This is a genomic window from Micromonospora taraxaci (assembly GCF_007830095.1).
Classification (GTDB): domain Bacteria; phylum Actinomycetota; class Actinomycetes; order Mycobacteriales; family Micromonosporaceae; genus Micromonospora; species Micromonospora taraxaci.
This window is the reverse complement of the sequence record NZ_VIWZ01000001.1, coordinates 4,798,368-4,811,376: the sequence shown is the minus strand read 5'-3', so window position 1 is coordinate 4,811,376 and position 13,009 is coordinate 4,798,368. Positions and strand designations below refer to the sequence as shown.

10 protein-coding genes and 1 pseudogene are annotated in these 13,009 nt (G+C 68.0%); 7 read left to right on the top strand and 4 right to left on the bottom strand.

The genetic code is table 11. The features are described from left to right. Positions 1-372: 372 nt before the first annotated feature. Positions 373-819, bottom strand: coding sequence for a hypothetical protein (locus tag FHU34_RS21740; RefSeq protein ID WP_167524874.1), 447 nt, complete (start codon positions 817-819; stop codon positions 373-375). Positions 820-1,143: 324 nt separating this feature from the next. Between FHU34_RS21740 and FHU34_RS21735 the strand changes: the two genes are divergently transcribed. Then, positions 1,144-1,590 (top strand): hypothetical protein, encoded by a 447-nt coding sequence (locus FHU34_RS21735; RefSeq protein WP_167524873.1) that lies wholly within the window; start codon positions 1,144-1,146, stop codon positions 1,588-1,590. Between the two features lie 265 nt (positions 1,591-1,855). Here the strand turns inward: FHU34_RS21735 and FHU34_RS21725 are convergent, their stop codons facing one another. Beyond that, positions 1,856-2,260 (bottom strand): hypothetical protein, encoded by a 405-nt coding sequence (locus FHU34_RS21725; RefSeq protein WP_145783432.1) that lies wholly within the window; start codon positions 2,258-2,260, stop codon positions 1,856-1,858. 315 nt (positions 2,261-2,575) lie between these two features. On the opposite strand from FHU34_RS21725, the gene FHU34_RS21720 reads away from it, so the two are divergent. Continuing rightward, positions 2,576-3,742 carry a PucR family transcriptional regulator gene (locus tag FHU34_RS21720; protein ID WP_145783430.1) on the top strand — a complete coding sequence of 389 codons (1,167 nt, stop codon included), beginning with the start codon at positions 2,576-2,578 and terminating at the stop codon, positions 3,740-3,742. Between the two features lie 94 nt (positions 3,743-3,836). On the opposite strand, the pseudogene FHU34_RS21715 reads toward FHU34_RS21720, so the two are convergent. After that, positions 3,837-4,207: pseudogene (locus tag FHU34_RS21715) on the bottom strand (helix-turn-helix domain-containing protein); the annotation flags it as partial. Between the two features lie 218 nt (positions 4,208-4,425). On the opposite strand from FHU34_RS21715, the gene FHU34_RS21710 reads away from it, so the two are divergent. Further along, the gene (locus tag FHU34_RS21710) at positions 4,426-5,406 is read left to right on the top strand and encodes an AraC-like ligand-binding domain-containing protein (RefSeq protein WP_145783428.1); all 981 of its coding nucleotides are present in this window, start codon (positions 4,426-4,428) and stop codon (positions 5,404-5,406) included. Positions 5,407-5,676: 270 nt separating this feature from the next. Beyond that, positions 5,677-6,003: a DUF6355 family natural product biosynthesis protein gene (locus FHU34_RS33075; protein ID WP_167524734.1), complete on the top strand. Its 327-nt coding sequence runs from the start codon at positions 5,677-5,679 to the stop codon at positions 6,001-6,003. A 595-nt stretch (positions 6,004-6,598) separates the two neighbouring features. On the opposite strand, the gene FHU34_RS21700 is transcribed toward FHU34_RS33075, so the two are convergent. Continuing rightward, the gene (locus tag FHU34_RS21700; protein WP_145783426.1) at positions 6,599-7,663 is read right to left on the bottom strand and encodes a saccharopine dehydrogenase NADP-binding domain-containing protein; all 1,065 of its coding nucleotides are present in this window, start codon (positions 7,661-7,663) and stop codon (positions 6,599-6,601) included. Positions 7,664-7,766: 103 nt separating this feature from the next. Between FHU34_RS21700 and FHU34_RS21695 the strand changes: the two genes are divergently transcribed. The 3 genes from FHU34_RS21695 to FHU34_RS21685 all read left to right on the top strand — a co-directional run bounded on the left by FHU34_RS21695 (position 7,767) and on the right by FHU34_RS21685 (position 13,002). Then, entirely contained in the window at positions 7,767-8,714 is a 948-nt protein-coding gene (locus FHU34_RS21695; RefSeq protein ID WP_145783424.1) for a helix-turn-helix domain-containing protein, read from the top strand. Positions 8,715-9,588: 874 nt separating this feature from the next. Next, a complete protein-coding gene (locus FHU34_RS21690; protein WP_145783422.1) occupies positions 9,589-9,840 on the top strand; it encodes a hypothetical protein in 252 nt (83 codons plus the stop codon). A 549-nt stretch (positions 9,841-10,389) separates the two neighbouring features. After that, a complete protein-coding gene (locus FHU34_RS21685; RefSeq protein WP_167524872.1) occupies positions 10,390-13,002 on the top strand; it encodes a PKD domain-containing protein in 2,613 nt (870 codons plus the stop codon). Positions 13,003-13,009 lie beyond the last annotated feature (7 nt).

Below are 13,009 nucleotides of genomic sequence, written 5' to 3'. Positions count from 1 at the left end.
ACCTCTTCAGTTAGCGATCACCGCCACGCCGTGACCTCACCCGACCGACCCCCACTTACGAAACACGGGCTAGACGGCTGCTTGAGGTTCCCCCGGCGCGCCAAGGCCAAGCCGCTTCGCGGTCGCCTACGGCGAGCCTTGTCCCGCCCGGGGAACCTCGGGCAGAGACGAGCCTGCCCGACCGAGGAGATCACGCCAGCCCGACGAGTGTGGGACGGAGTCCCAGACGGGCCGTCCACGGGCCAGTAAGCGCGCGCCGCAAGCAGTCACCGGCGGGCACGAGCGGTCAGACCCACGGCCACGATGAGCAGGCGTTCCGGGCACCACGGGCGCCGGATCACGCTCTTCCAAACTGACGGCGCGGGTTCAGGGCTACGGCGTCGGACGGTTCACCGTAGGCAGTTCGAGCATCGTCAGGCCGCTGTCTGTCCGGAGCAGATAGCTGATGCCCGTGGAATCATCCTCGGTCCCCGAGCTTGGCTCGATGTACCGCTCGGTGCAGGGAAGCGGTACTTCGAGCAGCTTGCCGTCGTACAGCATCCAGAGGCCGAAGCAGTCGTCCTCTTCGTCGTGGATCAGCACCTGTACCGTCTCGGGACGTGGCCAGGGCACGGCCTCCAGGTACTCCAGCAGCTTGGCCCAGTGTCGTCGATGGGTGAACTCGGCGGCCCAGCCGCGGCCGAACGTGCCTGCCCACTGGCTTTCGATTGGCACGAAGATGTTGTGCCACGGACGTGTGCCGTCGTTGTCTTGGGTCAGAGGGGCCATGACCTCGTGGGCGTCGGCAGCCAGCACGACGACTTCAGCGATCCTGCTCACAACAACATTCGATCTTGTGCGAGGTGGTCAACGCAACTGCCATTGACTCTGGTGGTCGGCAGCGGCCGAGCGGAGCAACCCAGCGTGCCAGTAGCGTGCCGTCGGGCGAGGACAACAGGGGGCCAGCCGAGGCCAGGTGAGACTGCACGCCGTCACCAGGTACCCGAACACCTGAGCCGGTTCGCACCACCGCTTTACCTAGCCAACCGGCCACGGCCCCCCGCACAGCCGTCTCGGCTACCGACGCCTGGACAGCGCCTACCCGTCTTCGACACCTTTGAGCGTCGGGACGTCAGCTCCGGATCCGGCGCTCGCCGTCTGGCCTTGCGGGTCGAGCTACGCGTCTTTCCCGTCGACGGCCGGCAGGTCATCGACGTGGCGACGCAGATCGTGGAGAGCCATCGAGGGCAGGGGCGGCAGGCGCTGTCAATCGTTGTCACGTACGACCGACGTGAGGTGGTGCCGAGCTACGCAGTGTTCGAATGGGCGCCCGAGGGGCGCTGGACGGACGCCGCCAACGGAGACGCCGCTTCGTGGCAGGGCTACCGGCTGCATCAGGTCGTCGTTCGCGACAAGCTGTCGCAGCCTGATGAGTGCCAGGTGCCGTCGGAGCAGGCCTATGTGCTCAACGCCGAGTTCAACCAGGCAACCGAGGACAACGTCGACGTCAGCCAGGAAGCAGTGCTGGCGGATATTGCTGAACAGCAGAGCATCTCGGTTGCCCGTGCTGAAGAACTGGTCCTGGCTGTCGAGGACTGGACAATGTGCTGAGCCCCAACGCGCAGGCCGTGTCCACCCGGTCCTTTAGGGCATCGGTCGATCCCGCGCGGGCGGGCCGAGCACGAAGATCCACCTCGCGGTCGACGGACGCGGCCGACCGTTGTCGGTCCTGCGGCGCGATGACCTGGTCGGTCAACTGGGACGTGACGAACGGCAACCGCTTCGCCAGCACGGTCGGCCCGCACCTGGACGCGCTGCCGTGAGACCGGCACCGCCGGCACGGATCCCGCAACGGGATCCGTGCCGGGTGGGGCGATCAGATGAACGTGAGCGAGCTGAAGAACGCCGGGTAGCAGTCGACATAGATGTCGTAGACGCCGGGCGGCACGTGCACGGGGCCCAGGGTGGCCCCGTTGGAGCACCGGGCGCTGACCGCGGTCGTCGGCTGGCCGGTGAGGGTGCAGCCCTGGAACACGATCAGCCACGGGTCGATGTACTGCCCGGCGTACGGGCAGGAGCCCGACATCACCGAGAAACCGCCGCCCTTCGCCGGTGAGGCGGCGGCCGCCGTCGACGTCGTGACGCTCAACGTGCCGGCGGAGCTCGCCGATGCCCGCTCGGCTCCGATGGCGGCGACAGCCGCGTCGCCGCTCGGCGCGGGTGCCGCGACCGCCGCGGACGGTGCGGCCATGAACGCGGCGATCATCGCCGTCGCGGCCAACAGCAGACTGGATGCGCGGAGACTGCTGGATCGTGCTCCGGCGGAGGGTCGACTACGCCATGTCATAACCAGAACCACCTCTCGAATGCTGTGCGATCTGCGGATGCCGGGGCGCGTACCTGGTCGCGCCCGACCCGGCCGGGCCGTCATCTGACGTCCATGGCGAAGCGTTCCAGGGTGCCGGTGGCCGGGTCTTCGTGATATTGCGAGAACCGGGTCGCCGGCGTACCCCGGTTCTTGCGAATGTCCGCAAGGCTGTCCGGTCCGCGTCAACCAGGCGGAGTGGCCGGAACGCATCGATTATCGTTGACCGGCATGGGCGGTCTGTTCAGCCTGTGGCGGCAGCGAGTGGCCGACAACGCCCGCCGGGCGGTGGACGCCTACCAGGAGGAGCTGCTGGAATACCGCAACCTCGCGGCCATGCCGCGGGTGCGGTCGGAGATGCTCGATTTCGCGGTCTTCCTCCGTCAGCGCACCGTCGACCTCGCGGCGGACAGCGCGCCGTTCCACGTGCAGGATCTGGACCTGATGGCCGCGATGGGCCGCCAGCGCGGCGAGAAGGGACTCACCCTGACCGCGCAGCGGCAGGTGCTGCTCGTGCACACCCGGCTGACGCTGCGCGAGGTGTACGAGGCGGCCGGCCCGAACGACATCGCCGCGACGATGCACACGCTCGCCTGGCTGGCTCCTGCGGGACTGGCCGCCCAGGGCGCGTACACCCGGGGCTGGATCGAGGGGCAGCGGCGCGCGCTGGCGACCGTCGCCCAGGTGCGGCTGCTGACGGTGATGCTGCTGGCCGGCGACGACAGCGCGACCGACCTGGCGCGCGGCCTGCACATGCCGGTCCCCGACCACGTTGTCGCGACGGTGGTCCGGGTGGCCGGCGGGTCGCCCGGGCCGGACCAGGCGGCGCGGGAAGAGTTCGCCGGCGCGCTGCTGAAGACGCACTGGATGCCGCTGAGCTGGCCGGAGCCGCACGAGGTGGTCGCGCTGATCCCCAGCTCGCCGGGCGGCCGGCAGCCGGCGGTCGAGCGCGGGCTCGCGCTGGCCCGCGACGTGGCCTCGATGACCGGCCGGCCGTGCGCGGCCGGCACCGCGCCTGGGCGGGTGCGCGCGTTCGGCGACGCCGTGGCGCTGGCCCGGCAGGTCAGCGAGGTCGCACCGGTGCGGGCCGTGCCGCGCCACGCGTACACGGTCACCGACGTCTTCGCCGAGCTGGGCGCCGCCCGACTGGCGGAGGTCGGGCAGTGGCTCCAGGTGGTGGCGGCGCAACTCGACGCCGGCCCCGACCTGGTCGCCACGCTGGACGCCTACTACCAGCACGACATGAACCGGCTCGACACCGCGGCCGCGCTGTGCATCCACCCGCGCACGCTCGACTACCGGCTGACCCGGGTGCGCGACCTGACCGGGCTGGAGGCGGGCTCGACCCGCGGCGTACGCGTGCTGAGCACCGCCGTGGCCCGGATCCTCGCCGGCTAGATCAGCAGCCGGGTGAGCTCCATGTTCTTCATACTGATGTAGCTCAGCTTGTTACCGAGACGCATCGACACCTGTAGCGAGCTGATCATGCCGGACGGGCCTGCTTGCCGGAGTAGTACGGCCTCTGGTCCGCGACTCGGTCGATCGGGATCAGGGTGCCGTCCAGGATCGCGTACGCGATCCTGGCGATGCGCCGCATGGCTGCGTTCAGGTCCTCGGCGTGCGTGGCGAGCAAGTCGATGGCTTCTCGGACGTACCGGCAGACCGTGGTGACGCTGACCGCGAAGCCGCAGGCCAGTCGAGCGATGGTGTCACCGTTACGCAGATGGGCCAGGGTGAGCAGGGCCTGCCGGCATCAAGACGTCGCCACCGGCCGCGGCGGCGGGTGCGTTCGGCGCGGATGAGGTCGGCCAGGTGGTTCAGAGTGCGGCTGGACAGCGCGACCGCAGACGGGTGAGACAGCACAGCGAGGCTCCCGGTTGGGGCATCGGGTCTTGGTCGACGGCTGTCTTACCGGGAGCCTCGTCCTATGTCGACACACGCTGCCTGCCACCCATCGCGACCAGGCTCATCACGATGAGGAGCCCCTCAATGCCTGACCCGCACCATAACATCGCAACGCCGCTATATCGACGCCAAGCTATCGTGGTCTGACCCCTGCAGCGACAGCGCGAAGGTGAGTCATGGACGTAGTCAGCACCACCGAGGTCCCGGTTGAAGACGGGTTCGCCTTCTGGCGCGAGGTAAACTCGAAGCTCTGGGTGCCCTACGATTTACGCTGTGAATCGCAGTGGGAGCCCGGATTTCGGGCTCAGGTCGGAATCAGCGATTTCGGTCCCGTGCAGGCGACATTAATGACCACGATGCCGCACTCGGTCCACCGTACTCCCAAGCTCATTCGGCAGGCCGATCCCGAGGTGTTCAAGCTGGGTTGCCTTGTGCGCGGTGGCGGCATGATCACGCAAGACGGCCAGCGCACAGATTTCGGCGTGGGGGACCTGATACTGTATGACACCTCCCGGCCCTACGTGGCAGAATTCACCCCGGATGCGCCAGTTAGTCAGCTGCTGCTCCTGCGCTTCCCGCGCTCGTTACTGCCGTTGCCCCCTCGGGAGTTGCGGCGCCTGAGCGCAGTTCGCATCCCTGGCGCCCAAGGCATCGGCGCGTTATCTTCACAATTCCTGCTGCGCCTTGCCCGGCACATGGACGAACTCAGTCCGTTGGACGCCGCCCGGCTGTCCACCCTCACCATTGACGTGTTGACAGCGGCACTGGCCAACGCGCTGGACGTCCAAAGCGCGGTGCCCTCCCACACCCAACGGCGAGCGTTGATGGCTCAGATCCACGCCTTCGTCCGAGAGAATCTGGGCGATCCGCGCCTGACACCGGACGCGATCGCCGCAGCGCATCACATCTCGTTGCGATACCTGCACAAGCTGTTCCACGAGGAAGGGCGCACGGTCGCCGGCTGGGTCCGCGAGCGTCGCCTGGAGCAGTGCCGACGCGACCTCGCCAACCCCCAACTAGGCGCGCGCCCGATCCACACGATCGCCGCCCAGTGGGGGTTCACCAGCCCGGCGCACTTCAGCCAGGCGTTCCGCAGCGCCTACGGCCTTTCGCCACGCCAGTTCCGCGAGCAGTGCGCGAGAGTACGCGCAGACTAAAGACTTGTGCGCTTACCAGTAACGACAGACCCGGCTGTGGCCTGCACTCTTATCTTAGAAAGTCCGCTCAGTCAGGGTTGAATCTGATTCCGCCTTACGGAAGAAGGTTCACTTGAGCGTGTTCCATCGGTCCGTGTTTTCGCGATGGAAGGAGCGCGAGGAAGTACATCGATCATTTCATGCAGCCAGCAGCATCATCTAGGCCGCAGCGGCGGCTGACAGGAGACCATTGTGAAAATGTGGTACAGAACGGCGTTTCGGATCTCGGCAGTGACCACGATCCTCGGCGCACTCACCCTGTCCGGGACCGTGGCACAGGCAAGTCCGGGCGCCGGCTCCCGCCTGTCCCAACCCGAAACCACCGCGGTTTCGGAGCAGGCCAAGCCCGGCAGCGAGGACGTCGCCGTGCAGGTTTGCGGCTACTACGAAGACGCGGTGACGGCCTGGTACAACCACTGCGGGAACACCCATGTGATCATCTACGTCGATGCGACGTGGCCCCGCAACGACTGGACCTGGTGCATCGGCCCGGGAACGTGGGACATCGGCGGCGCGAACGCCGTATCCAACGCCTGGTACTCGGGTCAAACTTGTTGAACCGCCAGCCAAGCGCTGCGCGATTCTCCACCTGCGTTCGGTGGTTGCGGATCAGGTCAGCGAGGCAAATGAGGGTGCGGTCGGACAGGGGAATCGCGGCAGGGTAGGACAACAGCGAGGCTTCCGGTTGGGGCATCGGATCTTGGTCGACTGCTGCCTTACCGGGAGCCTCGCCCTACGTCGATCCCTGCCCCCACCCCACCGCCGTGACCAGCCCCGTCACGATGAAAAGGGCTCAACGAACGACCTGCAGGACGGTCCGTCTCAGCCTGGCCGTAGCAGCCGCGTGAGCCCTGGTTCGGGGAGCAGGTGGGGAGCAACAGGGTGCCCTGAACGGCCCTCAACCGCACCGGATGGCGCGCAACCGCACCCACCCCTGCCTGCGGCTTCGGGTTTTTGCAGGTCAGAGTGGGTACGGCGGAGTGCTCCCCGGTTCGAGGCACCGGTCGACGGCGCTCTATGCCGGCCGGACCGGAAGATCCGCCGTTTTCCGGCCCTGGCCCGGATGGTGGCGCATTGGTGGTGGCGACTGCCGCCGCAGTCGCTGTGCGCAGCCGGTAGCTGAGGCGGCAGTTGCCGATGCGGTGCCCGAACGCTACCCCGTCGAGATGGGCGACCGGCTACGAACGTCCGCCGGGCGGTACACCGTGAGGTGCGCGGAGAGGGCGTCGAGGAAGTCCACGGCGTCGAAGGCCGCGCCCGCGGAGACGACACCTGTCGTCCGGGTACGCCCGGTGCGGATGCGGTCGACGGCCTCCACCGCGAGCGGCGCGCTGACGGCGTAGATGTCCTGACCGCTGGCGGCCAGTCGGCGTTCCGTGCCGCCGGACCGGACGACGACGTCGACGACGAACGTCTGCGCGGAGCGGCCCCGCTCGTCGACGGCAGTCGGCGCGGTGGGTTCGGGAGATCCCAGGTCTGCGGCCGCCTGGGTGGTCATGTAGGTGCGGACCTCGGGCACGGCCAAGTGGCTGGGGATGGTGACGACGTCGGCCATGGTGAACTCGCCGAGCACAGGCCGCGGGCCGAGCGGTGCGGGGAAGGGCCACTCCAGGGTGGGTGGCGCGTCGTCGTGGTGGCGCAACCGTCCGCCGGTGAAGCGGAGGCGGCGGCCACCGCGCCGCCGGGTCGAGACCGCACCCGAGGCCAGCGTGCCACCGGTGGGGTGCCAGCTCGTCAGGCCGTACGCGACATGCACCTCGTCCGCGGCCGTCCAGTCGCCCATCGCGGCGGTGGCCAGTAGGTCACCGAGGCCGCCGAAGAAGGCCATCGCGGGCACCACCAGGGTGCCTGCGGCGCGGGCGCGCTCGGCGTGGTGCGCGAAGGTGTCGAGGTTCGCCTCGATCTCCGCCGCCACGTCGACGTAGGGGATACCGGCGCGTAGGGCTGCCTCGACCACCGGGCCGGCGGTCAAGGCGAACGGCCCGGCGGCGTTGATCACGGCGTGCGCGCCGTCGAGGGCCCGGTCGAGCGAGGCCGGATCGTCGACCGACGCCGGTCGTGCCTCGGTATGCGGATGGTCCTGGGCCAGCGCCAGCAGCCGGTCCCGATCCCGGCCGAGCAGCAGCGGGACCAGCCCGCGCCTGCGCAGCTCGGCCACCACGAACCGCCCGGTGTGCCCGTACGCGCCGTAGACCGCGATGTTCCCGACCGTCGCCATGTCCAGCTCCCCGTGCCTCGAAGTGATCCACTGCCTGAGATCCTGGTCGGGCCGGATGATCGCCACCAGTGTCCGGAAGGACGCGCCCCATACAATTCCCGACATGGCTGTCGTCCCGCGCTCCGTCGCCATCGCCGCCACCGACGGGATGCTCCACTTCGAACTGGCCCTGGCCTACGAGGTCTTCGGCTCACCGCCCGACGCCGTCCCCGGTCCCTGGTACGACGTGAAGGTCTGCGGCAGGAGGTCGGTGCGGGTCGGCCGGTTCCTGCTGGAGCCGGACGGCGACCTGGCCGACCTGGCCCGCGCCGGCACGGTGATCGTCCCCGCGCTCGCGGACGTCGACGCCGACCCGCCGGCCGACCTCGTCGCGGCGGTAGGCGTAGCCCACCGGGCGGGCGCTCGGGTCGTCTCCCTGTGCACCGGGGTGTTCGTGCTCGCCGCCGCCGGGCTGCTGGACGGCCTGCGGGCGACCACGCACTGGGCACACACCGGGCAACTGGCCGCGCGTCATCCCCGGGTGACGGTCGACCCGGACGTGCTCTACGTCGACAACGGCGAGGTGCTGACCTCGGCGGGCAAGGCCGCGGCGATGGACCTCTGCCTGCACCTGGTGCGGCGTGACCATGGCGCGGCGGTGGCCAACATCGTCGCCCGTCGCCTCGTGGTGCCGCCGCACCGAGCGGGCGGCCAGGCCCAGTTCGTCACCACGCCAGTGCCGGTCCGGGACGACCATCCGCTGGCCGATCTGATCCCGTGGGTGATGCGGCAGCTGGACCAGCCGCTCACCGTGGCTGACCTGGCCCGGCAGGCGAACCTCAGCGCCCGCCACCTGACCCGGCAGTTCCACGCGGTCACCGGCACCACCCCGCTGCAGTGGCTGCTGACCCAGCGGATCCGGCGCGCGCAGGAGATGCTCGAGACCACCGACGACAGCGTGGACGCGATCGCGGCGGCCGCTGGCATGGGCACCGCGACGACACTGCGCCGCCACTTCCAACGCTCGGTCGGCGTGCCGCCGGACACCTACCGCCGCACGTTCAGGCTATGACCGTCAGCGGTACGCCGGATGGGGCGGTCGGCGGAGAAAATGATCTCGCCGTCGTCCTTGTGCCGCCAATCCATGCTGATCTCGTCGCGATCGCCGCGGGTGGTACGCCAGATCCGGCCCGACCAACCGGAGCCGATCGTCGTTAGAGCGGTAGCGCGGGTGACGGTCCCGACCGCTGCGGCCCGCTGCTAGATCGTCTCGATCCCGATGACGGTCGTCGGCTGTTCGCCCCGCAGGGCGAACTGGTCTGGGCCAGCACCTGACGCGATTGACGTCGTGGCACCCCGGATTGGTCTTCCCGCTCTGCCCGTCGTCGACTGGTCCGACGGTGACGAGGAACCACATCGAGGCGTGCGCTGGAAACCCTCACCCTTGGCGCGATGTCCTCCTCTGGTTCCGCCGACCACGGGCCGTCGGCTCCGCCCTCGTCGGCCGGAACTGGCCCGCCGGCATCCGTAGGGGGTGCGGTTGCTGCGTCGGAGGCTGGTGACCTCTTCGGCATCCACGAAGTGCTCTCGGAGCACTGTTCGTTCGTGCTGGAGCGCGGTGACGCACGCCAGTTGCAGCACTCGGCACATCCCGCAATTTCACCCACTCGATAGCCATGGCCAGCTCTCAGGTCGTCAAGGCCTGCCTTTGCCTGGTGTCGAGACGCGACTGTTTGTCGATCAGCAGCATGAGAGACACGCGTACGGCTTCGATGGCCTGGCTAGGCTCCGTGTGACAGGGCCGTACCCGCGCTTCGCCCATCGGGCCAGTCCCGTGCGCGGGGAAGGCAGCCATCAATGCTCGCCTCGGCCCGGTACCCTCGGGCCTTGTGATATCCGACCTGGCGGACGTCGTAGCGGCGTGTGGGTCCGCGATCGCGGTTGTCGTGACGGTCGTATTCGCGGTACGCCAACTGCGCTCGGCGCAGACCGCCAACCAGACCCTCGTTGCGATCGAGCTACTGACCCGAGACCGATCCAGCGACGAGTTCATACGCGCCGAGGACTTCGTCCTCAACGAGCTTGCCGGCCGCCACCCGCCACCCGGTATCAGCGTCAGCACCCTACCGCTCGAGGCCCGCCACCACGTGGTCGGGTCTGCTGCACCGATAGGTGACAGTTTTAGTCACGCTGCCTGACTGGCAGGTGGGGTCATGATGATCTCGTACTCGATAGGGGTCAACAGGCAGATCAACGAACACGAGCCGAACTCGATCCGCCTACTGCCGTTGCAGTAAATCGGTGGTGTCGTCGCCCCAAACGTGGGCCCCTGCGTCGACACCGCCGTCGGGTCGCAATCCCGATAATCCATTGAAGACAAAGACAGCCTTCGATAGCGTCTCGAGCAGCGTACGACGGGGGCTTCGACGGCTGACTGCCGTCGCTGCACGTACGGATCGAAGAACGGTATGCCCCTTTCGGTCTCGCTCGCGGTGGTTGCTGCACGGGAGGGAGAAGTGAGGCGCGGCATGCCGGCGTAGTCGCCGCATATCGGCGTTCGAAAAGGATGTACGCCGCTGATGCGACAGCGACGGTGTCGCCTTCGCCCTCATCCCCTCGGCCAGGTCTCGCGGACGCGCGAGCCGGGCGCCTCAGCACACACCGCTGCCACATGTCCACCGGCACGATGTTGCAGGGAGAGTGGTATGCCGCGATTCTTCGCGTCACCGAGACACGACGTCAGGCAAATGTCCAGAAGCCGCCGCAGCGTCTTCGTACGCCGGATCGCTGTGGTGACAGCGGCCGGCGTGGCATTCGGCCTGCCGGTGCCAGGTCAGGCGTTCGCCGAGCCCGGCCCGTCACCGACCACCGCGGAACCTTCCGCACCGACGCAGGTACGGAAGAACGGGCACAAGAACAGCGCCATGATCGACGGCGACTCCGGCGTCGTCGACGCGACGGCTGGCGCGGCTGCCGACGGCGGATCCGTGCCGCCGCGAAAGCAACCGAGCGGAATGCCGTTCACTCAGAAGCAGCTGGGCGACCGTGCCAAGACGCGGGCGATTGCCGAGAAGCAACGGAGCTTCGTCGAATCGTCCACCCTGGACCGCCAGCCCAGAGCGACAACGGCCGCGGCGCCCGGCATCGACCTGCCGACGAGTCCGCTCGAAGGGGATCAGAACGAGTGTTTGAACGCAGCCGGTGCCGACTCGGACTACGGTCGAGTCCACAACCGGTTCCTGTACTGCCTGAAGAGCGACACGAGTGTCACCTACTGGGAGGTCGACAACAAGGGCAACCCGGTCGAGGAAGTCGGGACCAGCAAAATCAACTTCCTACTCATGGCGTACGGGAGCAAGCAGAGTCGCAGCATTCGAGTGTTCCTCAAGACGATCGAGGACTCGGCCGACTACGACTGGGGCCCGATCGACAACATCACCAAGGCCCCCAAGCAGCACCTCGTCATGGACGTGCGGTGCATCAACAACGTGTTGGACGACACCCGCTGCGTCCTCGGCGGCTACGCGGTGTCCAAGACGTTCAGCGACTGGGATGACGGTCCCGACTGGGTCTCCTGGGACATCACCTCCACCAAGCCCACGCAGTCCGAGAGCGACGTCGACTTCAAATGGCTGCACGAGTGGCAGATCACGTTCCAGGGCGGGGCGGAGGACGAGTACAAGACGATCGTGCCAGGCCACACCGCGTCACGATCGATGCGGTGCGACTCGGCGGCGTACTTCAACAGGCCGAAGCAACCCGAGGCGTGCATCTTCAACGACGTCGTTCCTCACCTGCAGTACTCCACCCAGGACAAGGGTCCGAAACCCACTGACGGAGTCGCCGAGGTGGCAGTGCACATCCGAGAAGCCCAGGACACCCCCAACGCGACGTACCCGCTCGTCAGTCCCCAGCGCGACAAGAGGATCCCGGGCAAGTTCACGGGCAGCCGCAACGATCCGCCGTTGCACCGTATCCCCAACGCGGATCCGCAGTACAAGGAGAACGGCGTCCACAAGAACGCCGCGTGCTACGGGAATGGAACGGAGCGCGACAACTACATCGGGCTCGGCCTGCCCACACCGCCGGACACCAGCTATCAGGACTGTGACGAGTACCCGTTCGCCAGCACGAGCGAAGGCGCCGCGAGCACGACCTGGGACTTCTCGGTGAAGGCGGTGAACCTCTCGCAGAACCGCCGTGCGGGTCGTCGTCTGGGTGAGTACTTCAGCAGCGACCGCATCCTGCAGTACGACCGCGACGCCTTCTACGTCAACATCACGGACACCCCGGTGTACGACCCGGGCAACGACAATGTCGTCGACGCCGGCCCGGACGTATCCGGCACGGAAGGCTCGATGATCCACCTGGCCGGTGCCGCTGACGCGGCCGAGGAGGGCTCGGTGCGCTGGAGCGTACGGCCGGTGTCCGGCACCGACACCGGCGCGACCTGCACCTTCCAAGATGCCGAGGCGCCCGACACGTACATCACCTGCCAGGACGACGGGGTGTTCGAGGCCACCCTCACCTCCGACGACGGAATCGACGCCGCCCGCAGCGACACCGCGCTGATCACGGTGGGCAACGCCCCGCCGGTGCTACAACTCAGCGGGCCGAGGCCGTGGCAGCTGTTCAGGGTGAACACCCCGGTCGACCTGGCCGCTACCTTCACCGACTCCGGGGCGAACGACACCCATACCTGTGCCATCAACTGGGACGATTCCCGCAGCGACTCGTTCGGGGCGGCCGACAACTGCAACCGATCGCACATCTTCACCCGAGCCGGCATGTTCACCATCGGCGTGACCGTTACCGACGACGACGGCGCGTCCGACTCCGCAACTGTCATGATCATCGTCTATGACCCGCACGCGGGGTTCGTCAACGCCGACGGTTCCGTGGCCGCTCCGGCCGGATCGTTGACGACGACACCCGGCGCCTCCGGGGAAGCCTGGTTCCATCTCGCCGCCAGGTACTACGCGCCGAACGACACTGTGCCCGTGGGTGACGCCCGGACCTGGCTCACCGGGACCGGCTTCCGATTCGACACCTCCGGAGGCGACGGTTTGGACTGGCTGGTGGTCACGCCGGACGGGAAGATGGCGGCGAAGGGCCGGGGTACGGTCGACGGCCAGGCCGGCTACGGCTTCGTCTTCTACGGTTATGACGGATGCGACAACGGCGGCGCTCCGGGCTGCCGACCAGGACCGGACCAGTTCCGCATGGTCGTCTGGACCGGCGGGCCGAACAGCTATCCCACCGCCGCCACCACCTTCGACACCAGCCGAGGCGCCGATTACGACGTCGACGCGGCCGGACCGAAGACCACAATCTCGGGGCGGGTGAACATCCAAAAATGATCACGGG